Here is a 23648-nt window from a genome sequence, read left to right on the forward strand (position 1 = left end):
AGGGATCGGCCAGCTACTTGTTCTTCGCGCAGGCGCGTAGGTCGACCTCGCCCACCAGCGGATTGGCGTTGCCTTGTGCGCAGGCGATGCGCTGGTTGCGCCAGCGTTCCCATTCGCTCACGGGATACTGGCGGTTCCAGATGTCGTAGAGGCGCTGGTCCTGCCGGGACAGGCGCAGCCGGTAGCGCTGGCTCATATACAGGTAGGTGCGGGCGATGACGCCGCGGGTGTATTCCGGCGGCATGGCGGTGCGCTGCTTGAAGTCGACCACGAAGGGACAGGCGCCGTACTGGGTGGGCTCTTCGGTGAGCATGCCGAAGCCGAAGTTGCTGCGGTCGCCGTTGACCTCGCCGACCACCGGCACCAGGTTGTGCAGGTCGGCCTCGGCCTGGCTGAACAGCGGGTCGTTCTCCGAGCAGTTCTTGCGTCCGCCGTCCTGCCAGCACTGGCGCTGGTGGCCGAGCACCCAAGCTGGGACTATATGCTCCCACTCGACGCGCCCGGCGCGGTTGGCGTCCTTACGCGGCTGGTAGCCGCAGCTTTTCTGGTCGATGCGATTGCCCTGGTAGGCGCACTGGCAATAGAAGTCCACCGGTCGCTCGGCGTAGATCTTCCAGGCGATCTTCTTCGCTTCGCGGAAGGTGCGCGGGGCGTCGGCCTGGGCGAGGGTGAAGGGCAGCAGGAGCAGCAGGAGCAGCAGGGGAAGAACGAAATGGCGCATAGGACTCTCGTGGTTGATTTAGTACGAGCGTCCATGCCAATGCGTCGAATGTTACCCAGTTATAGAAAAAAATCCAGGCAACCACGGATTCGTTAGAAGCGTTCGGTATAACTCGAAGAAAGCGGAAAACGGGGGAAGAGCGGGTATCCCGCCCCTCTCCCCGGCGGGGAGAGGGGCAGCAAAGACTCAGGCGGCGCGGATCGACGCCTGCTGGCCGAGGGCGCGGTTCAGGGCACTGAACAGGGCGCGGATGCTCGCCGTGGTCAGGTTCTCGTCGATGCCCAGGCCATGCAGCGGACGCTGGCCTTCGACACGCAGCTCGATGTAGGCCGCGGCCCTGGCATGGCTACCGGCGCCGATGGCGTGCTCGTGGTAGTCCATGATCTCCACACGGACCGGCAGGCAGGCGACCAGCGCCTCCAGCGGACCCTTGCCGATGCCGCGCCAATGGTGGCTCTCGCCCTTGTCGAAGACTTCCACGTCCAGCGCGCAGGTACCGTTCTCCTCCTGCAGACGATGGCCCTTCAAGGTGTAAGGCGTCTCGGCGCGCAGGTACTCGGCTTCGAGCAGCGCGTGGATCTGCGCGGCGCTCATCTCCAGGCCCAGGCGATCGGTCTCCTTCTGTACCACCTGGCTGAACTCGATCTGCATGCGCCGCGGCAGGCTGATGCCGTACTCCTGTTCGAGCAGGTAGGCGATGCCGCCCTTGCCCGACTGGCTGTTGACGCGGATCACCGCCTCGTAGCTGCGGCCGATGTCGGCCGGGTCGATCGGCAAATAGGGCACCTCCCAGACGCCCTCCGGGTTCTGCTGGGCGAAGCCCTTGCGGATCGCGTCCTGGTGCGAGCCGGAGAAGGCGGTGTGCACCAGGTCGCCGACGTAGGGATGGCGCGGGTGTACCGGCAACTGGTTGCATTCCTCGACCACCTTGCGCACCGCGTCGATGTCGGAGAAGTTCAGCTCGGGATCGACGCCCTGGGTGTAGAGGTTCAGCGCCAGGGTCACCAGGTCGACGTTACCGGTGCGCTCGCCGTTGCCGAACAGGCAGCCCTCGACGCGGTCGGCGCCGGCCATCAGGCCCAGCTCGCTGGCGGCCACGCCGGTGCCGCGGTCGTTGTGGGTGTGCAGACTGACGATGACGCTGTCGCGCCTGTCGACATGGCGGCAGAACCACTCGATCTGGTCGGCGTAGTGGTTCGGCGTGGCGCATTCGATGGTGGCCGGCAGGTTGAGGATCAGGCGGTTGGCCGGGGTCGGCTGGAACACCTCGACCACCGCGTTGCACACCTCGACGGCGAAATCGCTCTCGGTGGAGCTGAACACCTCGGGGGAATATTCGAAGCCCCACTGGGTTTCCGGCGCGGTGGCGGCCAGGCGCTTGATGGTCCGGCCGGCGGCGACGGCAATCCGCTTGACGCCTTGCTTGTCCTGGTCGAACACGATGCGCCGGAAGCTCGGCGCGCAAGCGTTATAGTAGTGGACGATGGCCTTCTTCGCGCCCTTCAGCGATTCGAAGGTTCGCTCGATGAGGTCGTCGCGGGCCTGGGTCAGCACCTGGATGGTGACGTCGTCGGGGATGTGGCCGCCCTCGATCAGTTCGCGGACGAAGTCGAAATCGGTCTGCGAGGCGGACGGGAAGCCCACCTCGATCTCTTTCAGGCCGACCTGCACCAAGGTCTTGAAGAGGCGCATCTTCTTCGCGGCGTCCATCGGCTCGATCAGCGACTGGTTGCCGTCGCGCAAATCGGTACTCAGCCAGAGCGGCGCCTTGTCGATCACCCGGTCCGGCCAAGTGCGGTCGCGCAGGGCGATCGGCGCGAAGGGGCGGTATTTCTGCGACGGATCTTTGAGCATGGGCATGGCGACTTCCTGAGTCTGTTCTCGGCTCTGATTAGCCGGCCGGAAAAGCGGGGCCGGGCAGCATTCGTGGAGCGTACGCTAGAGTCTTGATCTTATGTATTGCAAGTTTTGTCTTAAAATTGGTTATTTTATTTATTTTTTTCGATGTTAATGGGTATTTATTGCGTAAAAATCCCTTGTTATTGGGGTTTGTTGTTTCGCGCTCTTGCGCTGTGTTGTCGTTGGCCGGTCATGCTCCGCTCGTGCGAACATCCCCTCCCACGCCGGAGGGGCCGGCGGTACGGCAGGGTGTCCCGTGACGCGCAAGGGCAGGACGACAGCAGGAATCTGGCCTGGCCTGTTCGCCATGCCGATGATCCATGCCGGTCCCCTGTATTTGGCCTTGCGCGCCCTGCCGGCGCAGCAAGTCATCCAATCGCCGGTGCTGGGCAATTCCGCCTTCTGCGGCGAGGCGCCCGAACCCGCTGTCCACCACCATGCGCCGGCGGCCGATGGCGAACCCGCTTGGCTGGCGGCCCTAAAGAAGAGCGCCGACTTCGGCGTGCCCTCCTTCAACGGCGCGCACTGTTTCAACCGGCACCTCAGGTTCAGCGCCGGCGTCGACAACCTGCTGGACAAGCGCTACAGCGAACACCTCAACCTGGCGGGCAATGTCGGCTTCGACTATCCGGGCGACACGCGGATCAACGAGCCGGGGCGGACCTTGTGGGCGCGGTTGGAGCTGAGCTTCTGAGGTCCGCTACGGCCGGGGGCGTCGCTGTCCAGAGGGAGCGAACCTGTTCGCGAGGTTTCCGGCTTTTGGCGCCGCCATCGCCGATCGATCGGTCCGCTTCCGCACTCCAGTCGTTCATCGCACCGCTTGGGGCGTGTCACTACGGTGTGCTGGCCTTTCGGTTAGAAAATATTAAAAGGTTATTAGTTTAATAATTTATTAGATCGAAATCGGATAAAAGATTTAGGCTCCCCAGCTTCTCAGTGGCTTGCGCGGGGGCGCGGGCCGGCCAAGCAAAGGGAGTCAGAAAATGCGTTCCATAACCTTCCATCGGCGCCTACTGGGGGCTTTGACGCTCGTCGCCGGCCTGGCGCTCGGATTGCCCGGTGTCGCTAGCGCCGAGCAGCAGACCCTGAAGATCGGTTTCCAGAAAGGCGGCGGCCTGCTGGCGGTATTGAAGTCCCAGGGCGTCCTGGAGAAATCCCTGGGCGAACAGGGCTACCGGGTGACCTGGCACGAATTCCAGGCCGGCCCGCAACTGCTCGAAGCGCTGAACGCCGGCAGCGTCGATTTCGGCTACACCGGGGCGCCGCCGCCGATCTTCGCCCAGGCGGCCGGCATCGATCTGGTCTATGTCGGCGCCGAACCCCACGCGCCGAGGACCGAGGCGATCGTCACCCACAAGGATTCGCCGATCGCCGACATCGCCGGGCTCAAGGGCAAGAAAGTGGCGGTGCAGAAAGGCTCCAGCGCCAACTACCTGCTGGTGGCTTCGCTGGCCAAGGCCGGCCTGAGTTTCGCCGACATCCAGCCGGTCTACTTGCCGCCGGCCGATGCCAGGGCGGCCTTCGAGAACCGCAGCGTCGATGCCTGGTCGGTATGGGACCCTTACTTGGCGGCCATCGAGAAGGGCGCATCGGTCAGGGTGCTGGGCAATTACGAGGGGCTGTCGCAGACCAACGCCTTCTATGAGGCGTCGCGCCGTTTCGCCGAGGCCAATCCGAAGTTGCTCCAGGCGCTCCTGGACGAGCTGGCCAAGGCCGGTGCCTGGGCCAACGACAACCCCGGGGAGGTGGCGCACCTGCTCGCCCCGCAACTGGGGCTGCCCGAGGATGTCCTGATCTTTTGGCAGAAACGTGCCCGCTATGGCGTGCAACCCCTGTCGGCGGAGATCGTCGCGGTGCAACAGAAGGTCGCCGATACCTTTTATGAGCAGAAGCTGATCCCCAGGGCGGTGAAAGTCGAGGAGGTCGTCTGGAAGGCACCGCAATAGTTCTCAGACAGGGTCGTCTCTTTCCCCGAGCCGGCTGCTCCTTCCGCGCATGCGCCGTGCTCGCCGGCGCATGCCGCTCTCTTCGAGCCGCCCATGCACAATTTCGACGGCAGCCCCAAGGACGGATTCGGCCGGCTCGACGTGGCGCTGAAGATGTGCCTGTTCGACGCTGCGCTACGGCGATATCCGCCCGCTCACCCCGGTGGTCAACACCAGTGACATCCGCCTGCTGCCGCAGAGCTTTCGCGGCGGCACCGCGATAAACACCTCGATCGAAGCCTGACCCTGCAGGCCGGCAAGCTAGAATCCAACGCCGACCGTACCGCTACCGCCCACAACGGCGGCCTCGGCACCGCCTACGGTAGGCGCTTCAAGGAGTCCGACGACTTCGTCTACTTCGGCGCCGACTACCAGGTCAACGACCGCCTGCTCCTGCGCCTGCACCATGGCTGGCTCGACGACGTGTGGAACCAGGCGTTCCTTGGCGTTGAGTGGAACCAGCCGCTGCGCGAGGGCTTGAGGCTCCGGGCCGGCGGCAAGTACTACCGCACCCGCGACACCGGCAAGTCGCTGATGGGCGATATCGACAACGATTCTTGGAGCGCCCATGCCGGCCTCGACGTCGGCGCCCACAGCTTCACCGTGGCGCGCACCCACATCGACGGCGGCACGCCGTTCGACTGTGTATGGAACACCTGGGACTTCTACCTGGACGCCTTCTCCCAGTCCTTTGCCTTCAACAACCCCAACGAACGGGTATGGATAGCGCGCTAAGACTACGGCTTCGCCAGCATCGGCATCCCCGGCCTGAGCTTCACCACCCGCTGCATGCGCGGTACCGACATCGACGGCACCAAGGCCGGGCCGCACTACGCCGCCTACCAGAATATCCGCGACGGCCGCCACTGGGAGAGCGACGTCTGGCTCGGCTACGTGGTGCAGGGGGGCCGGCCAAGGACATGACCTTCCGCATCTGGCACGCCACCCACCGCGTCTACGTTGACTACACGGCCGAGGCCAACCTCGACGAACTGCGCCTGATCTTCGAATACCCGCTCGACTTCCGTCTGTTCTGAACAGGTCCTTGCCCCTGCGGGAGCATTTCCCGCAGGGGCTTTTTTCGTTTCGCGGTCGTGGTTGCGGCCAATCGAAGCTCTTGCCTTCGTCTTTCGCACTACTCTTGTTCGATAATCAAAGTTGCCGGCCCGAATCGGACAGGTTCCCGGTCCGCCATGCCGCCGGTGTTTTCCGCTACGGGACAGACACGGGTAGGGAGGCACGAATGGTCACGACGAGGACGGCGCAGCCGCTGCGCATCACGCTGACCGGGATACTGGCGCTGCTGATGGGCGCCCTGATGGCGCTCGGCGGCGCCTATCTGGCGATCCTGGGCGGCTCCTGGTACTACCTGCTCGCCGGCCTCGGGCTGCTGGCCGTGGGCATCCTGATCTTGGCGAGGCGACGGCTGGCGATCTGGCTGTATGCCGTGCTGCTGCTCGCCACCCTGGCCTGGACGATTTACGAGGCCGGCTCCGATTGGTGGCGGCTGGTGGCGCGCATCGACCTGTGGTGGGTGCTGGGGCTCTGGCTGCTGCTGCCCTTCGTCAACCGCCATATCGGCGTCCCGGCGCGCTGGCGGGACGGCGCCAGCGGTCTGCTCGGCATCGCTGTGCTGTTCGGCGCGCTGCTGGCCGGTTACGCGCTGACCCGGGACCATTCGCGCATCGCCGGCGAATTCGCCGCCGAGCGCATGGCCGGCGCAAGCCCGGCGGGAGCGGCCGACCGCTCGGCGAGCGAGTGGCCGGCATACGGCGGCTCGGCGCGCGGCGACCGCTATTCGGCGGCCGACCTGATTACTCCCGGAAACGTCGGACGGCTGAAGAAGGCCTGGGAATACCATACCGGCGACTGGCCCCGTGAAGGCGACCCGGCCGAATTCACCAACCAGGTCACGCCGCTGAAGGTCGGCGACAGCCTGTTCATCTGCACACCCCACAGCCTCGCCATCGCCCTGGACGCGGACAGCGGCGAGGAACTGTGGCGCTTCGATCCGAACATCAACCGTGACGCCAAGTACTACCAGCACATGACCTGCCGCGGCTTGGCCTACCACGATGCGGCGGCCTACCCCGGCGCCGGGGGAGAGACCGCCGCCGGCGCTCCCGCGCGCTGCAGCCGCAGGCTGTTCCTGCCGACCAACGACGCCACGCTGTACGCGCTGGACCCCGGCGACGGCAAGCCGTGCGAGGACTTCGGCACGGGCGGCATGATCGACCTGAAGGTGGGCCTGGGCGATCAGGCGCTGGGCGTATACCTGCCGACCTCGCCGCCGGTGGTGACCGAGAAGCTGCTGATCGTCGGCGGTTCGGTGACTGACAACGGCTCGGTGGACTCCCCCGGTGGGGTGATCCGCGCCTACGACGTGCGCAGCGGCGCGCTGGTGTGGAACTGGGACCCGGGCAACCCGGAAGCCACCGAGCCCCTGCCGGCGGGCGGGACCTACGTGCGCAGCACGCCGAACTCCTGGACCATCGCCGTGGCCGACGAAGGGTTGGGGCTGGTCTTCATCCCCACCGGCAACCAGACCCCGGACCAGTGGGGAGCGCGGCGCTCGCCGCAAGCCGAGCGTTTCACCGCGTCCCTGGTGGCGCTCGATCTGGCCAGCGGCAAAGTGCGCTGGGAATTCCAGGCCGTGCACCATGACCTATGGGACCGCGACCTGCCTTCGCAACCGACCCTGGTCGATCTCGACGGCCCGCAAGGCAAGGTGCCGGCGATCATCCAGGCGACCAAGGGTGGCGATCTGTTCGTGCTGGACCGGCGCACCGGCCAGCCCATGGTGCCGGTGCACGAGCGGCCCGTGCCGCAGGGCGCGGTCGCGGGCGATTTCACCGCGCCGACCCAGCCGGCCTCCGATCTCAGCTACGCCCCGCGAGAGCCGCTGCGCGAGCGCGACATGTGGGGCGCCACGCCGTTCGATCAACTGCTGTGCCGCATCCGCTTCCGTAAGTTGCGCTACGAGGGGGATTTCACGCCGCCGAGCGAGCAGGGCTCGCTGATCTACCCCGGCAATGTCGGCACCTTCAACTGGCCATCGCTGGCGGTCGATCCGCAACGGCAACTGCTGTTCGCCGCGCCCAACTACCTGGCCTTCATCTCGCGGCTGGTCGAGCGCGGCGAGGTCGAGGCCAGGGAGCGCCGCGAAGGCGGCGGCGAACTCGGTCTGCAACCCAATCTCGGCGCTCCCTACTTAGTGCACCTGGGACCGTTCGTCTCCCCGCTGGGCCTGCCCTGCCAGTCGCCTCCCTGGGGCTATGTCACGGCGGTGGATCTGCGCAGCATGCAGCCGGTATGGATGCACAAGAACGGCACCAGCCGCGACAACGCGCCATTCATCCCATTCGCCGTGGGCGTTCCCGCGCTGGGCGGGCCCCTGGTCACCGCCGGCGGCGTGGCCTTTCTCAGCGGCACGCTGGATTACTACCTGCGCGCCTACGATCTGCGCAACGGCGAGGAACTGTGGAAGGGGCGCCTGCCCGCGGGCGGCCAGGCGACGCCGATCACCTACCTGTCGGAAAAGACCGGCAAGCAGTTCGTCGTGGTGATGGCCGGCGGGCACAGCTCGTTCGGCACCCGGATCGGCGACTCGCTGGTCGCCTGGACACTGGAGGACGAGACCGAACGCTGAGCCCGCCGGTGGAGTCGCTGACTGCGACATTGTTGCATTTGGCCAATTCCGGTTTTCCGGGCTACGTTGAAAGAGGAGCGGCGCATGATGCGAAGGCGTCCCGGATAGAGCGAAAAATGGATAAGGAGATTGCAGTGGGTGACTTTTATCAAGTCGGAAGCAAAGTGATTTCTGGCGAAGACTATGGATTCCAGATTGAGGAGGAAGAAGAGGAAGAAGAGGAGGAAGACCTTTTTTATCCAGATCTCGACTATGTAGCGAAACTCAGCGATAACTGAACAGGAAGGCCGCGAAATGCGGCCTTCCTGCTGTATGGGTATCTGGTTTGCCCAGGCGTCCGGCGGACGCAGCCATGGGCGCTGTCGTCTACCCTTTCTCAAGGCGTTTCGCTGCATCTCTGGCGGGCTGAAAGGGAGAAAAAGCAATGACGCTCAAAGACTTGGCCGCTCGCTCCGCAAGTTTCGACATGCGTCTGCGCAGCTTGCAGGGTTCCTGGGAGCCGGACTGGGAGAGGCTGCGAATAGGGATGGACGAACGGCCCGCGATTCTGCGGCAGATGCGCCGGGATTCCGTCCTGTGGCTGTACGGCTACATCGTCGCCTTGGCGGACAAGAAGCTGGTCGACGTGGGCGACGCGGAGCGGATGCAGTGCGAAATCCTGGACATGCGGGATGCGTTGTAGTTTGTGCTTGGTCGATCCGCATGCTGCCACGGTGCTCAAAAGTATGGCGCCTCGTCGGCGCCGCTACTCCTGCCGGTGCCGGCAAGCGGCGGCGGGCTGTGTTTAAAGCAATCGGCCAATCGGCCGCACGGCCTGGCGGCTGCCCGCCCGCCATATCATGAAGCCTCGATAGCGCATTCCACGCCGCGGTCGGTCGTCATGAAGAATATCCGTGTCGCCTACCTTGTTCTGTTCGTCGGGTTCGGCCTGCTCTGGCTGCTGGCCGACGAGCGGCTGGGGGCGCCTTACGAATTCCTCGCTCTGCGCCATTCACTGGTGAACTTTACCGGCATCCTGGCCATGGGCGCGATGAGCCTCGGCGTCTTTCTGGCGGCCCGGCCTTCCTCGAGTCTTTTCTGGGCGGCCTGGACAAAAGGGTTACCGGCTGCACAAGTGGCTCGGTCTCTCGGCGCTGGCGATGGCCATCGTCCACTGGCTATGGGTCAAGACGCCGAAACGGATGGTCGGCTGGGGCTGGTTGGAGTGGCCGGCGCGCAAGGCGGCCTCGCGGACCGCCCGCTCGTCGCGGAACAGGCGCACCACCTCGTTGAACTCACCGGCGAAGACCGGCTCGGAAACGTAGGCCAGGCCCCCGGACGCAGCACCCGACGGATTTCCCGCAGCGCGCCGTCCATGTCGCCCACCGGCACGTGATGGAGCGACTTGAACATCAGCACGATATCGGCGGCGCCGTCTTCCAAGGGGATGGCTTGGCCGCCGGCAGATCGGCCAAGGAAACCGCCCGATCTTTGTGGAAACGAAGAGAGGGCTGTCGCCGCTCGTCGGTCAGGGTGTAATCGCAGGCGGTTTTTCGTATGGTTGCCGCGTATCTGTATCTGGCTACGAAGAATCCACTGATTCGGTTTATGGAAAACTCGAATGAGGCGACGCGCATGAAAAAATGGATCGGGAAACCAGGGGCGCCGGCTTCCACAACATCGGCACCGGAGGATGACGGCCAGCCATCCGTCCGCGAGCGGGCCGAGGATGCCCCAAACTTGTCGGCTGCCCGTGAGAGCGCCGCCAACGGCTATACCAGAGCCGCCCTCGACAAGGCGAAGACGCTCACGGCAGCCGCAGCGAGCGGGACGAGGAAGATTCCCGGCAAGGTCGTGGCCAAGGTCAGGGAAATGGATGCGAACCACAAGGATGTGGCCGACAGAATAGACACGCTCTCGATGGGGCTGGGCATCACTTCCGGCGTGGTGAGCGCCGGTGCGGTACTTGCCGCCCCGACCGGGTTGAGCGCGCTGAGCGTCGCCCTCGGCCTGAGCAGCGCGCCGCTGATCGTGACCGCCGCGCCCATCGTCGGCGCCGCCGCTGCCGTGACGGGCGCGCTCTCGGGCGGAGCCTATTTCTATTCGAAATGGAAAGCCTCGAAGGAACGGCGCGCCGTCCGGGACTCCCTGCCGCCCGACTCGCCAGATGCCGAGCAATAGGGAACGCGGACGGAGGCCCCCGAAGGGGCCGCCGGTTTTCAGAGCGTCAGGGTGAAGCATCCGAGCAATGCCCCCGGCAGCGTCCGGGAGCCGCTCTGCCGCGCGCCGTAGGTGCCCGCCGGCAGGATGCTCTCGGGCTCACGGGTGAGGGCTTCCAGGTGCGGACCGAGGAAGTCGAACACCGAATCGTCGAAGCGCATGGTCCCGACCGGAGCCTGGATGCGGCCGTTCTCCACCCAGAAGGTGGCGAAGCGGGTCATGCCGGTCAGGCGCCCGGCCGGGCGGTCGGAGAAGTTGAGGTACCAGAGGTTGCCGATGTACAGGCCGGTATCCAGGCGGGCCAGGATGTCGCGCTCGTCCAGCTCGCCGCCGGCCATCGCCAGCGATAGCGGCTGTTCGTGGTCCCCCGCGCCGTTGGCGGTCAAGCCGTATTCGGCGGCGCTGCGCGAGCCGATCAGCCGTTCGCCGGGCAGGCCGGCGGCGAGCAGGCGCAGATCGCGGCGCGGTCCTTCGCCGGTGAAGGCCGGAGCCAGGCCGCCGGCGACACGCTCGTCGAGGGTCACGAGCGGACTGAGCCGGGCCGAACCGGCGAACAGGCGCTGCAGGGGACTGGCGCCGCTGGCTAGGGCCTGGGCCGAGAAGCCGCCGGCGAGCATGTCGAGGATTTCGTCCAGCGCCGCTGGGGCCAGGTAGGCCCGGTAGTTGCCCGGCGCCAGGGTCAGTGCCGGGCGGCCGAGGTATTCCAGTCGTTCGCGCGCCGAGGCCATGCGCCGGGCGAAGGTTCCGGCATCCCAGTGCTGGCCGGCATAGGCGCTCTTGACCGCCTGGCCGTTGGCGTGGAACAGGCTCCAGTCGAAGTTGAAGCTGCTCGCCGCATGCCAGCCGAAAGCCCCCCAGGAACTGGCGAAGCCCTGGTATTGCGGGCCAGCGGCATGGATGCCGACCAGATCGAAGCCGGCGGCGGCGTCGAGGATCTGCCCGACCGCCGTGGCGACTTCCGGCAGCGTTCCCGCCTCGCTGCTCTCGCTGCGCCAGGGTTCGCGATTGAGGCGTAGGTGCGGGTCGGGAGCCAGCGCCGGCAGCAACGCGCGTAGCCGTTCCAAGGCGTGGCGCAGGTGGGGGCGGTCTTCCTCGAGCGTGCCGCTCAGGCTCAGCTCGAAGCGGGCATGGCGTTCGCCGAGGTAGAGGGCGAGGGTGGCGTGGATCTGCCGCACCTGCCCGGCTTGGCGTACTCGCGCCCGGTTGAGGCGCACGAATTCCGAGTCCTCGGCGCGGTAGTCGAGGGTGAAGCCTTCGTCGCCGCGCAGCAGCGGCCGCAGGCTGTCGAGCAGGGCGTGGAAATGCTCGCGAGCGTCCATCAGGCGGCCCCTCCGAATACGTCGATTTTCTTGAATACGCAGGCCGGCGAGGCGTGGCCGACGCGCACCGCCTGGTTCGGCTCGCCCTTGCCGCAGTAGGGCGTGCCGAGCACCTCGATGGTGCTCGCGTCGCCCACCGCGGCGAGGTTGCGCCAGAAGTGCGCGGAAATCCCGCGGTAGTTGGGGTTCTTCACCACGCCCTGGAGTTCGCCGTTCTCGATCAGCCGGCCCCATTCGCAACCGAACTGGAACTTGTTGCGGGCATCGTCGATGGACCAGGAGCGATTGGTGCTCATCAGGATGCCGCGCTCGATACCGCCGATCAGTTGCGCCAGGCTCTGGTCGCCCGGTTCGACGTTGAGGTTGGCCATGCGGTCGATGGGCGCGCGGTTCCAACTGCAGGCGCGGCTGCAGGCCACCCCTGGCAGGCCGCTGCGCATCTGCGACAGGGCGCCGCCCAGCGGACGCTGCAAGACACCGCCCCGGATCAGGTATTCGCGCCGCGCCGGCGTGCCGTCGTCGTCGTGGCGGTAGCTGGCCAGTTCCTCGGGGCGGCCGGGGTCGAAGGTGACGTCGAGCAGCGGCGAGCCGTACTGGTAGCGGCCGAAATCTTCCAGGCGGACGAAGCTGGTGCCGGCATAGTTGCGCTCGTCGCCGAGGATGCGGTCCAGCTCCAGGGGATGGCCGATGGATTCGTGGATCTGCAGCACCATCTGGTCGGGCATCAGCAGCAGGTCGAGGGGGCCGCTGGGAGTGTTGGGGGCGAGCAGCAACTGCAGCGCCTCGTCCGCGATGCGCGGGGCCGCGCCCACCAGGCCGAGCCGTTCGACCACCTCGGCGCCGCCCTGCTGGCCGAAGTTGAAGCCGCCGAGGCTGCGGGTTTGGCTGTCGTGGCCGTCGCTGGCGGTCACGCTCAGGGACGGGTAGACGAAGCGCTGGGCCCGGCGCAGGCAGGCGCCGGCGCTGTCGAGCAGGATCTGTTCCACGCAGGTGACGGCGAGCCCGACGCTCCAGTCCACCAGCCGCGCATCCGGGGGCACCCGCGCCGACTCGGCGCTCAGCACCTCGTACCAGTGCGCCGGGCCGTCCAGCGGCCGCTCGTAGCCGGGCGCCACGTCGTCCGCCGCGCCGGTCGGCACCGGCAGTTCCCGTACTTCCAGCAGCGCGTGCCCGGCCAGGGCGCGGGCCATGCGCTCGGCCCGCTCCAGGGCCGCTTGCAGCCCGGCCTGGGTCAGATCGCTGGTGGCCGCGTAGGCTTCGATGCCGGCAACGCGCGCGGTCAGCATGGCGCCGCAGTCCTCGCCGAAGGAAGGCGGCAGGGCGACGTTACGGCGCACCCGGTAATGCTCGCTGCTTTCCCGGACATGCCGCAGCGACCAGAAATCGGCGCTGCTGCGCAGGGCGGCGAACCGGCGCGACAGCTCGGAGGCGGATTCGAACATGCGGAGGGTCCTGTACGTGCGGGGATGGACCGGATTGTAGCGAGTTGGTGTGGAGAGGGGGCTATCTCCGACCGTCTTCGCGTTTCGCCGGGAGGGCTGGACGAGCCTGCGTGGGTGCGTCGCCCATGTTCGGCGACAGGCGACTTGCAGGCCCATCCAACCTTGTTACATTGGTTCTCCGATAAGCTTGAGCAGCCGGTTCTAGAGCGTGTTATGAACTTGGTGCCGGTGAAGCTATCGTAGTTGGATGAAGCCCGCACGCCCTTACCCGACAGACGTTTCTGATGAAGAATGGGCCTTCGCTGCGCCCTACCTGACCCTGATCGATCCGCGAGTGCCGCAGCGCAGGTACGATCTGCGCCTGATGTTCAACGCGTTGCGCTGGATGGCCCGGGCCGGTGCTCCCTGGCGACTGATTCCCAACGACTTTCCGCCGTGGGAGGCGCTTTACCAACAGACTCAGCGGTGGCTGCAGGCCGGCTGCTTCGAAGCCATGGTCAACAATCTGCGCTCGGTGTTGCGTGTCTCTCAAGGCAAGCAGGGCCAACCCAGCGCCGTGATCCTGGACGGCCGCACCTTGCAGTCCACTTGCGAGAGCGGGCCACGGGCCGGTTATGACGGCTATAAACGTAAGAAGGGCAGCAAGGTGCACATGGCGGTGGACACGCTCGGCCACCTGCTGGCGGTCCACGTCACACCAGCCAATGAGCAGGAGCGTGCCCAGGTGCGATCGCTGGCACGGCAAGTCCAGCAGGCCACGGGCCAGACGGTGAAGCTCGCCTTCGTGGACCAGGGCTACACCGGTCATGATCCGGCGCAAGCGGCCCAGGAAGAAGGCATCCAACTGCACGTGGTGAAACTGTCTGAAGCCAAGAAAGGCTTCGTGCTTCTGCCGCGCCGCTGGGTCGTGGAGCGCAGCTTCGGCTGGGTCAATCGGTTCCGGCGCCTGGCTCGCGACTACGAGCGCCTACCGGAAACATTGGCTGGCTTGCACTTCGTCGTCTTCACCATCCTCATGCTCGGCAATGCCGCATCTCTTCTTCAAAGTTCATAACACGCTCTAGGGCGGGGAGAATGTCAATTGCTGAACGCACCGATGAAGATCGCCGGATCGATCCGTGCGTCGTTGAGGCTGACGTTCCAGTGCAGGTGCGGCCCGGTGGCCCGGCCGGTGGCGCCGACCCGGCCGAGCACGGCGCCACGGGGCAGTTCGTCGCCGACCTTCACCTCCACCTTGGACAGGTGGCAGAACATGCTCACCAGTCCCTGGCCGTGGTCGACGAATACCGTCCGGCCGTTGAAGAAGTAGTCGCCGACCAGGGTCACCCGGCCGGCGGCTGGCGCCTTGACCGGAGTGCCGGCCGGCACGGCGAAGTCCAGCCCGGAATGCGGGTTGCGTTCCTCGCCGTTGAAGAAGCGGCGCAGGCCGAAGGGGCTGGAGAGCGGGCCGGCGACCGGTTTGTCGAACAACAGGTTGCTCGGCTGGCGCGGGTCGAAACGCCGGTAGGCATCGGTCTGTTCGGCCAGTTCGCGCTCGATGCGCTTGAGGTCGGCCGGGTTGGGGTTGACCTGGCGCTGGTTCTTCAGGGTGATGCGCTGCTCGCGGTAATGACGGGGCTCGACCCGGAAGGCCAGGCTGCGGCCGTCCGCCTCGATCCGCTGCTCGCCCAGCTTGACCGACAGCGGGATGCCGACGATAGCGATCCAGCGCCTGCCGTCCTCGCGCACCGTCAGCACTGGCTTGTCCTGGTAGCGCACCCTGGGCGCCGCGGGGCCGTCACCCAGGTCGATCACCGCCACGCCGCCGGGCACCGGCTTGTCCAGCAGGCGGGAGATGAAGCCGTCGGCGTGAACGGGCAGGGCGAAGAACAGGGCGCAGCAGGCGGCGAGCAGGCGTGACATGGCGGATTCCGGCAGATGGGGTCAGATGGGGGCGGCAAAGCGTTCGGCCAGTTGCTGTCGCCACAGCTCTTCGAGGCCGGGCGGCGCGGTCGGGCCGTAGAGCGCCGCCGGCCGGCCGCGATGCCAGGCCCACAACTGGTCGCCGTAGTCGTAGTGCCACCACTCGCTCGGTAGGTTGGCGAAGCCGGCTTTGAGCATGGCGTCGTGCAGCAGGCGGCGGCGGTCGCGGATGGCCAGCGCGGCGGCATCGTCGGCGGCCGCGTTCTCGTAGTGGGCGCTGAACGAGCGCGGGCCGACCTCGTCGAAGCGCGAGCCCATGTCCAGCCAGCGCCCCTGGGCGTCGCACAGGGTCACGTCCACCGCGCCACCGGTCAGGTGCGGGCTCGGCGCCTGCGGATCGCGGCTGGGCGGCGAGACGAATTGGCGGGTCAGGCGCTGCAGGGTCGCCGCGTCGGCCTGCGGATGATGCCGGGCCACGGCCGCTTCCAGGGTGCGGTATAGGTGCTGCTGCACGGCGATCGGCCGCCAGCCGTCGAGCACCACCAGCGCCAGGCCGGCGGGCAGGTGCGCGGCGGCGCGCAGCAGACGCTCGAAGACCTCCAGGCGCACCAGGCAGTCCTCGACCGCCTCGGGGATGCCGAGATGGCGGTAGGCCGGGTAGACCCGCAGCGCGGAAGCCAGGCGCAGGCTGCACAGCGCCTCACCGCATTCGGCCACGGGAATGCGGGCGACCTGTATCCAGTCGGGTTCAGCGTAGGCAGGGATCGCCCGGTTCGGCTCGCGCATCGGTTCAGTCCTGCTGTGACGGGGAAGGGAAGGCGGCTTCGACCCGCAACTCCAGTGCCCCTCCGGCGAGACGCGCGTGCAGACGCTGGCCGGGATGGGCTTGGACGGCGGCGCGGATCGCCCGGCCCCGCTCGTCGAGGAGGATCGCGTAGCCGCGGCCGAGGGTCGCCAGCGGGCTGACCGCCTGCAGGGTCTGCGCGGTGGCTTCGAGACGCTGGCGCCGCTCGCGCAGGCTGCCGCGCATGGCGCGCGGCAGGCGTTCGGCGAGATGCTCCAGGCGCTGGCGCAGAAGGCCGAGCAGGCGTTCGGGGTGCTGGGCGGCGAGGCGGGTGTCGAGGCGCGCCAAGCGCTCGGCGTCGCCCTGCAGACGGCGCTGCATGGCGCGCCTGAGGCGCAGCTCCAGGTCGTCGAGGCGCTGGGCCTGCTGCTGTAGGCGCTCGCCGGGATGGCGCAGGCGCCGACGCAGGCCGTCGAGCTGCAGGCGGCGCGCGGCGAGCAGGTGTTGCATGCGCAGTTGCAGGCGGCGCTGCAGACCGTCGAGGCGGCGCTGCAGGTCGCTGCTGTCGGGGGCCAGCAGTTCGGCGGCGGCCGAGGGGGTCGGGGCGCGCAAGTCGGCGACGAAGTCGGCGATGGTCACGTCGGTCTCGTGGCCGACGGCGCTGACCACGGGCGTCGCGCAGGCGGCGACGGCGCGCGCCACGACTTCTTCGTTGAAGCACCAGAGGTCTTCCAGAGAGCCGCCGCCGCGAGCCAGGATCAGAGCGTCGAAGCCCTGACGATCGGCCAGTTCGAGGGCATGGACGATCTGCGCGACCGCCTCGCGGCCCTGCACCGCGGTGGGCACCAGGGTCAGTTCGACCTGCGGCGCGCGGCGGCGGAACACCGAGACGATGTCGCGGATCACCGCGCCGGTCGGCGAACTGACGATGCCGATGCGCTGCGGATGGGCCGGCAGCGGGCGCTTGCGCTCGGCGGCGAACAGGCCTTCGACGGCGAGTTTTTCCTTGAGCGCCTCGAAGGCCAGGCGCAGGGCGCCGTCGCCGGCCGGTTCGAGCAGATCGAGGATCAACTGGAAGTCGCCGCGCCCCTCGTACAGCGAGACTCTGCCACGCACCCGCACCGCCAATCCGTCGCGCAGGATCTCGCGCACGCGCAGGGCGTTCTGCCGGAACAGCGCGCAGCGCACTTGGGCCTGGCGGTCCTTGAGGGTGAAATAGAGGTGGCCGGAAGCCGGGCGGGAGAGGTTGGAGATCTCGCCCTCGACCCAGACCTGGGCGAACACGTCCTCCAACAGCGTACGGGCGCGGCCGTTGAGCTGGCTGACGGTGAGGATTTCCCGGTCGAGGCCGAGGCGTTGGAAGGGATCGTTGAGCATGGCCGGCATGATAAGCCGCCATGGCGGCGGCGGGAACCGCGTTGGCGCTTGTATACCGGCCGGGACCTGGCTCGGCCGGGCCGCCGTTTCATTCGCGATCGTCGGCCCGCGGGGCATGCCGGCTCAAGCGCGCAAAAAGCAGCGCGGCCAGCAGGATCAGCGCGCCGCCGGCGGGTATCCGCGTTCCGGGGGCGTTCGTCGAACACCCCCCTGGCGAAGAGGATACCGTGGACCGCTTCAAGGGTGAACACCACCGAGGCGCTGCGCGCGTTGAGCACGCGCAGGCTGGCGACGAACAAGCTGTGCGCCAAGGCCGTGCGGAGCAGGGCGATTTAGCCGGTCGAGGACGCTTGCGGCAGGCAGGTGTGGCCAGGTCGGCGGCAGGCCGCAGACGAAGATGGCGAGGTTCTGCCAGAGCGCGGCCTACGCCGGTTTCACGCCAGGGGTGATGGCGCGGTTGGACACCGACAACAGGGCGAACAGCAGGCCCGAAAGCACTGCCCAGGCGAGACCGAGGGTGGTTTAGCTGGCAAAGTCGAAATTCGGGCCGACCAGCACCAGCCCGAGGCTGACCAGAGCGACCAAGCTCCATTCGGCCGCGCGCACCCGCTCGCGGAACGGCAGTCTCTCCAGCAGCACTGTGAAGGCCAGGAAGCTGGCGAAGCCCAGGGTGGCCAGGGTCACGCCGGACACCTTCACCGCGACGAAGAAGCTTTACCAGTGCCCGCCCAGCAGCAGGCCGGCGCCGGCCAGCGCCAGGGGACGCCGCCAGCCGGGGGAGCGGTAATCCGCATCCGGGCTGGCGAAGGGCAGCAGGGCGGCCACGGCGAACAGCGCGCGGCCGAACACGATCATCGCCGGCGTGGCCAGGGCCAGCTTGCCAAAGATGCCGGACAGGCCGAAGAGCAGGGCGCCCAGGTGCACGGCGGAACGGTGGCGCATGGGAGTTCCCGCGGCGATGGAGTGGAGCCTGCGATGGCCGCGGCTTCCTCCGCCGCGGGAAGCCGGGAGGGTGGGTCTGCGATCAGCGTTCCGCCAGCACTTGCGGATTGGCCAGGTTGAGCGGCTGGCCGGCGAAAAAGGCCAGCAGGTTGTCGAAGGCATCGCCGAAATACAACTCGTAGCCGTGCTTCTCGACATAACCCAGGTGTGGGGTGCAGAGCACCCGCGGGTGGTTCGGCAGTGGGTGGGTGGGGTCGAGGATCGGCTCCTGCTCGAACACGTCGAGAGCGGCGAATCCGGGGCGGCCGGCGTCCAGGGCGCGGAGTAGGGCATCAGGGGCGATCAGTTCGGCGCGGCTGACGTTGACCAGCAGGGCGTCGGGCTTCATCCGCGCCAGGTCGTCGAAGCCGACGATGTGCTGGGTGGACGGCGACAGGCGCAGGTTGAGGCTGAGTACGTCGGCTTCGGCGAAGAAGGCTTCGCGGGAGGCGGCGGCGCGGTGGCCGTGGGCGACGGCGGCCTGGCGCGAGGCCTCGCTACCCCAGACCAGCACCGGCATCTCGAAGGCCTGGGCGTAGCGGGCCAGGCGCTGGCCGATCTTGCCATAGCCCCAGATGCCCAGGGTCAGCCCGGCCAGGCGCTCGCCGATATTGGTCTGCCAGCGGCCCTCGCGGAACGCGGCGATGGCCGGCAGCAGCCGGCGGCGGGCGTTGAGGATCAGCGTCCAGGCCAGTTCCGCCGGGGCGATCGGCGAGCCGCGCCCCTCGGCCACGGCGACGCCGCGGCGGGTGCAGGCGTCGAGATCGAGATGGGCGGCGATCTTGCCGGTCTGGCTGATCAGCTTGAGCTTGGGCAGGCGGACCAGCAGGGCTTCGTCGATGCGTGTGCGTTCGCGGGTCAGCACCAGCGCGTCGGCGCTGGCGAAGCGTTCGGCGAGGCGTTGCGGGTCGCTCTCGGCGTCGTGGAATAGCTCGACGCTGTGCCCGGAATCGCGCAGCCGTGCGAAGCAGTCGAGGCTGCGGATGACATCCTGATAATCGTCGGGGATGACGATATGCATGGCGGTGGTTCCTTGGCGGGTGGGCCCGAGTTCTAGCAGGGCGGGGGTGGGTTCGTCACGAGCCGGGAGCGCTTCGCCTGGGGCGATCCGCTGCCAGGGCAATCGCATGAAGCGCTCGCCTGATACCAGACTGGAAAGATTGTGTGATCCTTGGCATGGCTGCTTGCCGAGTAGCCGGACAGTCCCCGTTTCGGCCCCCGGCCGAGTCACTTTTTCTTGCCTGGCCAAGAAAAAGTAACCCAAAAGAAGGCCACCCCCTCATCCGGCCCTGCGCTTCGCTCCGGGTTCCCTCCCTGCATCGCCGTTCCAGGGGCTCGCCGCGAAGGGCCATCCATGCCATGGCCCATCGCGGCTCTCGCGGCATCCTTGCCGCTCGACCCCTTCCACGACGATTCCGCTCGGCCTCCTGAAGGGGGCATCCAGCGCGGCCTGACGGGTCGTGCCGCAAGAGCGAAAGCGCTTTCAGGCAACCCGGAGCCCGACTCCCGTTCAGAAGGCCGAGCGCAGGCGTCGCGTAGAGGGGCGAGCCGCGGGGAGGCGGCGAGAGTCGTACGAGGGGCATGGATGCCCCTTGTGCGACGACCCTCGCAGCGGCGCCGGAGCGGGGGGACCCCGGCGTAGCCGGGGCCGAATGATCGGGCGCGCTTTCTCTTTGGTTACTTTCTCTTTGCGCGCGCCAAGAGAAAGTGACTCGGCCGGGGGGCCGAAACAGGAAGTATCCAGCCCCTCGGCAAGCAGCCGATGCACCGGATTTGAAGACCACGCCGGAACGACCAGGCACACAATCTTTCCAGTCCGGTATCGGAAAGACATTTCATGCGATTGCCCTGGATCCGCTGCCGGAAATGAGACTCCTGTATTGGAAATCCTCTACCATTCGTGCTTTTTCGCCGCCCGTGGGGCGAACTGGTCGCAATTGGTAACAGGGGGCTGCATGGCCAAACTCATCCCGGCGCCTGGCGCCTGTCTTTCGCGCATGACGGCCGGGGAGCGGCAAGTCGCCCACGTGTTGCTGGACGGCCTCGAAGACGATTGCCTGATCTGGTACGACCTTTTTTCCGGCGAGGGGCGCCGCCATCCCAGTTTCATCGTACTGCACCCCGAGCGCGGTCTGTTATTTCTCGAGGTGCGGGACTGGCGGGCGGGCAGCCTCAAGCGGATGTCCCGTGCCACCTGTACGCTAGAGAGCGCCGAGGGCCGCCGCGAGGTGGCGCATCCCCTGGAGCTGGGGCGGCAAGGCGTGCAGCGGCTGCTGAAGGAACTGCTGCGCGATCCGCGATTGTGCCGGGACGGGGAGGCGCGTCCGCCTTTCCCCTGCGGTTGGGGGCTGGTCCTCACTGGCATCGCCCGTAGCCAGTTGGAGCGGGGCATGCCCGCCGGAATACGCGAGCGGTTGCTGCCGCAGCGGCAGGTGCTCCATCGGGACGAGTTGCACGAAGTGGAGCCCGGCGTCCTGCGCCGGCGCCTGGAGTCGATGTGCGTGCCCGGCGGCTCCGGCCGGCTGACGCGGACGCAGATCGATGCCATCCGCTGGCATCTGTTTCCCGAACTGCGCATCGGCGACGACGGTCTGTCGCTGCCGGAAAGCGCTTCGCCGCCGGCGAGCGGCATGCGCGTCATGGACCTGCGCCAGGAGTACATCGCCCGCAGCCTTGGCGAAGGGCAGCAGGTGGTTTGGGGTAGCGCCGGCTCCGGCAAGACGCTGATTCTCGGCTACCGCTGCCTGCATCTGGCCGCGACGCTGCGCCGGCCGATCCAGGTGCTGTGCTTCAACGCCGCCCTGGCGGCCAGGTTGCGCGGCTTCGTCGCCGCGCACGGCATCGACGGGCAGGTGCGGGTCGAGCACTTCCACGACTGGTGCGAGCGGCAGCTCGAAACCTGGCAGGTCGAGTTGCTGGCGGGCGAGGACGAGCATTACTGGCGGGTCGCCGACTCGGTGATCGCCGCGGTGGAGCGCGGGCGGATTCCCGGCGGCCAGTACGGCGCGCTGCTGATCGACGAAGGGCACGACTTCGAGCCGGACTGGCTGCGCCTGCTCGCGCGGATGATCGACCCGGCCGAAGGTTCGCTGCTGCTGCTCTACGACGAGGCCCAAGCCCTCCATCGGCGGCGTTCGGCGCAGGGCTTCGATCCAACTAGCGTAGGCTTCCGGGCGTTGGGCAGCGTCGGCGTGCTCCGCCGCAATTACCGCAACAGCCGGGAAATCCTCGCCTTCGGCCGTTGCCTGGCCGGCAGGTATCTGGCCGACGACGAGGGCGACATGCCACCGGCAGCCGCCGCTCCGGGGCCGCGGCCAGCGTTGCGGCGTTTCCCGCGCCTGTCCGGGGAGACGGCCCATGCCGTCTGCTGCCTGCGCCAGTGGCATGCCGAAGGGCTGGCCTGGAGCGACATGGCGCTGCTCTATCCGCAGGGCGGTGCCGGCGAGGCCATGGTCGAGGCGCTGGTCGCGCTCGGCATTCCTCATGCCTGGCTGGAAGACGACGAGACCCGCCGCGGCTACCGCGCCGATGCGCAGCGGGTGTCGGTCATGCCCATCCAGGCCGCGAAGGGGCTGGAGTTCGCCGCGGTGGTGCTGTTCGACGCTTCCTTCTTGGCGCCTGGCGAGGAGGTCGACAGTTCGCTGCCCGAGCGGGTGCGGCTGCTGCACATCGGTATCGGCCGGGCGCGGCAGCGACTGCTGGTCAGTTTCCATCGCAACAACGCGCTCGCCCGGGCGCTGGGCACGGACGAGCTGAGCCGCTACGCACATTGAGCCGGACCTGGGGGCTGGGTATAATGTCGCGCTTCCATTTTTTCCCGCCTGGGAGCCCCCCGCCATGCTGCGTATCAGTCAAGAAGCCCTGACTTTCGACGACGTTCTCCTGATCCCTGGATATTCCGACGTACTGCCCAAGGATGTCAGCCTCAAGACTCGCCTGACGCGCGGCATCGAAATCAACATTCCGCTGGTGTCCGCCGCCATGGACACCGTCACCGAGGCCCGCCTGGCCATCGCCATGGCCCAGGAAGGCGGCATCGGCATCATCCACAAGAACATGACCATCGAGCAGCAGGCCGCCGAGGTGCGCAAGGTCAAGCGCTTCGAGGCCGGCGTGCTGCGCGACCCGATCACCATCGACGCCGACGCCACTGTCCGCGACCTCTTCGAGCTGACCCGTCAGCACAACATCTCCGGCGTGCCGGTGCTTTCTAAGGGCGATCTGGTGGGGATCGTCACCTCCCGCGACGTGCGTTTCGAAACCCGCCTGGATGTTCCGGTACGCGAAGTGATGACGCCCAAGGAGCGCCTGGTCACCGTCCGCGAGGGCGCCGACAAGGAGGAGGCCCGCCAGTTGCTGCACAAGCACCGCATCGAGCGCGTGCTGATCGTCGACGAGGCGTTCCGCTTGAAAGGCATGATGACCGTCACCGACATCGAGAAAGCCAAGGCCTACCCGCTGGCCAGCAAGGACGACCAGGGCCGCCTGCGCGTCGGCGCCGCGGTGGGCACCGGCGCCGAGACGCCGGACCGGGTGGCCGCGCTGGTCGCCGCCGGGGTCGACGTGGTGGTGGTGGACACCGCCCACGGTCACTCCCGAGGGGTGATCGAACGGGTGCGCTGGGTCAAGCTGAACTTCCCCGACGTGCAGGTGATCGGCGGCAACATCGCCACCGGCGAGGCCGCCCTGGCGCTGGCCGAGGCCGGTGCGGACGGCGTTAAGGTGGGCATCGGGCCGGGCTCGATCTGCACCACCCGCATCGTCGCCGGGGTCGGCGTGCCGCAGATCAGCGCCATCGCCAATGTCGCCGCGGCCCTGCAGGGCACCGGCGTGCCGCTGATCGCCGACGGCGGCATCCGTTTCTCCGGCGACCTGTCCAAGGCCATCGCCGCCGGCGCCTACTGTGTGATGATGGGTTCCATGTTCGCCGGCACCGAAGAGGCGCCGGGCGAGGTCGAGCTGTTCCAGGGGCGCTCCTACAAGGCCTATCGCGGCATGGGCTCGCTGGGCGCCATGGCGCAGAGTCAGGGCTCGTCGGACCGTTACTTCCAGGACTCCTCCGCCGGCGCCGAGAAGCTGGTGCCCGAGGGCATCGAGGGGCGCGTGCCCTACAAGGGCGCGCTGGCGGCGATCATCCACCAACTGATGGGCGGCCTGCGTGCTTCCATGGGCTATACCGGCAGCGCCGATATCGAGGCGATGCGCACCAAGCCGCAGTTCGTGCGCATCACCGGCGCCGGCATGGCCGAGTCCCACGTGCACGATGTGCAGATCACCAAGGAAGCGCCGAACTATCGCGTCGGCTGAAACAGCGATTTGGTGCCGCTGCGCTCGGGCAGGCTGCGGCGAGAAGAGGTTCGGAATGCTCGTTCGCTTCGGCGAACCCCGCT

18 protein-coding genes and 3 pseudogenes are annotated in these 23648 nt (G+C 67.4%); 11 read left to right on the top strand and 10 right to left on the bottom strand.

Annotated features, from left to right (window positions below; translation table 11 throughout):
- Nucleotides 1-13: 13 nt before the first annotated feature.
- On the bottom strand, nt 14-721 hold the full coding sequence (locus tag ACGI6K_RS04275) for an endonuclease (RefSeq protein ID WP_376942504.1): 708 nt from the start codon (nt 719-721) through the stop codon (nt 14-16).
- Between the two features lie 186 nt (nt 722-907).
- Nucleotides 908-2581: a 2-isopropylmalate synthase gene (leuA, locus tag ACGI6K_RS04280; protein WP_376942503.1), complete on the bottom strand. Its 1674-nt coding sequence runs from the start codon at nt 2579-2581 to the stop codon at nt 908-910.
- A gap of 523 nt (nt 2582-3104) precedes the next feature.
- Between leuA and ACGI6K_RS04285 the strand changes: the two are divergent.
- The 7 genes and pseudogenes from ACGI6K_RS04285 to ACGI6K_RS04315 all read left to right on the top strand — a co-directional run.
- Nucleotides 3105-3314: pseudogene (locus ACGI6K_RS04285) on the top strand (TonB-dependent copper receptor); the annotation flags it as partial.
- Nucleotides 3315-3603: 289 nt separating this feature from the next.
- Nucleotides 3604-4566, top strand: coding sequence for a sulfonate ABC transporter substrate-binding protein (locus tag ACGI6K_RS04290; RefSeq protein ID WP_376942502.1), 963 nt, complete (start codon nt 3604-3606; stop codon nt 4564-4566).
- 93 nt (nt 4567-4659) lie between these two features.
- Nucleotides 4660-4785, top strand: a complete 126-nt coding sequence (locus tag ACGI6K_RS04295; RefSeq protein ID WP_376942501.1) for a hypothetical protein — start codon at nt 4660-4662, stop codon at nt 4783-4785.
- Nucleotides 4769-5529 (top strand): annotated as a pseudogene (locus ACGI6K_RS04300) (OprD family outer membrane porin). The gene ACGI6K_RS04295 and the pseudogene ACGI6K_RS04300 overlap by 17 nt, the downstream one beginning before the upstream one ends.
- A 319-nt stretch (nt 5530-5848) precedes the next feature.
- Nucleotides 5849-8254, top strand: coding sequence for a membrane-bound PQQ-dependent dehydrogenase, glucose/quinate/shikimate family (locus ACGI6K_RS04305; protein ID WP_376942500.1), 2406 nt, complete (start codon nt 5849-5851; stop codon nt 8252-8254).
- An 8-nt stretch (nt 8255-8262) separates the two neighbouring features.
- A complete protein-coding gene (locus ACGI6K_RS04310; RefSeq protein WP_376942499.1) occupies nt 8263-8532 on the top strand; it encodes a hypothetical protein in 270 nt (89 codons plus the stop codon).
- 146 nt (nt 8533-8678) lie between these two features.
- A complete protein-coding gene (locus ACGI6K_RS04315; protein ID WP_376942498.1) occupies nt 8679-8936 on the top strand; it encodes a hypothetical protein in 258 nt (85 codons plus the stop codon).
- Between the two features lie 482 nt (nt 8937-9418).
- Here the strand turns inward: ACGI6K_RS04315 and ACGI6K_RS04320 are convergent, their stop codons facing one another.
- The gene (locus ACGI6K_RS04320; RefSeq protein ID WP_376942571.1) at nt 9419-9646 is read right to left on the bottom strand and encodes a class I SAM-dependent methyltransferase; all 228 of its coding nucleotides are present in this window, start codon (nt 9644-9646) and stop codon (nt 9419-9421) included.
- Nucleotides 9647-9790: 144 nt separating this feature from the next.
- Here ACGI6K_RS04320 and ACGI6K_RS04325 point away from each other — a divergent pair, with 144 nt between their 5' ends.
- The gene (locus ACGI6K_RS04325; protein ID WP_376942497.1) at nt 9791-10414 is read left to right on the top strand and encodes a hypothetical protein; all 624 of its coding nucleotides are present in this window, start codon (nt 9791-9793) and stop codon (nt 10412-10414) included.
- A gap of 38 nt (nt 10415-10452) precedes the next feature.
- Here ACGI6K_RS04325 and ACGI6K_RS04330 read toward each other — a convergent pair whose 3' ends face one another.
- Nucleotides 10453-11772 carry a TldD/PmbA family protein gene (locus ACGI6K_RS04330; RefSeq protein WP_376942495.1) on the bottom strand — a complete coding sequence of 440 codons (1320 nt, stop codon included), beginning with the start codon at nt 11770-11772 and terminating at the stop codon, nt 10453-10455.
- A complete protein-coding gene (locus tag ACGI6K_RS04335) occupies nt 11772-13214 on the bottom strand; it encodes a TldD/PmbA family protein (RefSeq protein ID WP_376942493.1) in 1443 nt (480 codons plus the stop codon). The genes ACGI6K_RS04330 and ACGI6K_RS04335 overlap by 1 nt, the downstream gene beginning before the upstream one ends.
- Before the next feature lie 247 nt (nt 13215-13461).
- On the opposite strand from ACGI6K_RS04335, the gene ACGI6K_RS04340 reads away from it, so the two are divergent.
- On the top strand, nt 13462-14268 hold the full coding sequence (locus ACGI6K_RS04340; protein ID WP_377969144.1) for an IS5 family transposase: 807 nt from the start codon (nt 13462-13464) through the stop codon (nt 14266-14268).
- Between the two features lie 23 nt (nt 14269-14291).
- On the opposite strand, the gene ACGI6K_RS04345 is transcribed toward ACGI6K_RS04340, so the two are convergent.
- The 5 genes and pseudogenes from ACGI6K_RS04345 to ACGI6K_RS04365 form a co-directional block, all read right to left on the bottom strand.
- Nucleotides 14292-15116: a peptidoglycan DD-metalloendopeptidase family protein gene (locus ACGI6K_RS04345; RefSeq protein WP_376948917.1), complete on the bottom strand. Its 825-nt coding sequence runs from the start codon at nt 15114-15116 to the stop codon at nt 14292-14294.
- Between the two features lie 21 nt (nt 15117-15137).
- Nucleotides 15138-15902, bottom strand: coding sequence for a M15 family metallopeptidase (locus ACGI6K_RS04350; protein WP_376948915.1), 765 nt, complete (start codon nt 15900-15902; stop codon nt 15138-15140).
- 4 nt (nt 15903-15906) lie between these two features.
- The gene (gene xseA, locus ACGI6K_RS04355; RefSeq protein ID WP_376948919.1) at nt 15907-17277 is read right to left on the bottom strand and encodes an exodeoxyribonuclease VII large subunit; all 1371 of its coding nucleotides are present in this window, start codon (nt 17275-17277) and stop codon (nt 15907-15909) included.
- An 88-nt stretch (nt 17278-17365) separates the two neighbouring features.
- A pseudogene (locus ACGI6K_RS04360) lies at nt 17366-18219 on the bottom strand (DMT family transporter).
- An 82-nt stretch (nt 18220-18301) separates the two neighbouring features.
- A complete protein-coding gene (locus ACGI6K_RS04365; protein ID WP_376948913.1) occupies nt 18302-19279 on the bottom strand; it encodes a D-2-hydroxyacid dehydrogenase family protein in 978 nt (325 codons plus the stop codon).
- A 934-nt stretch (nt 19280-20213) separates the two neighbouring features.
- Between ACGI6K_RS04365 and ACGI6K_RS04370 the strand changes: the two genes are divergently transcribed.
- Together ACGI6K_RS04370 and guaB are read left to right on the top strand one after the other, a co-directional pair.
- Entirely contained in the window at nt 20214-22031 is a 1818-nt protein-coding gene (locus ACGI6K_RS04370) for a 3'-5' exonuclease (RefSeq protein ID WP_376943784.1), read from the top strand.
- A gap of 64 nt (nt 22032-22095) precedes the next feature.
- Nucleotides 22096-23565, top strand: coding sequence for an IMP dehydrogenase (guaB, locus tag ACGI6K_RS04375; RefSeq protein ID WP_376943782.1), 1470 nt, complete (start codon nt 22096-22098; stop codon nt 23563-23565).
- The last annotated feature ends 83 nt before the right edge of the window (nt 23566-23648 follow it).

This window comes from Azorhizophilus paspali, from assembly GCF_043587585.2.
GTDB classification, from domain to species: domain Bacteria; phylum Pseudomonadota; class Gammaproteobacteria; order Pseudomonadales; family Pseudomonadaceae; genus Azotobacter; species Azotobacter paspali.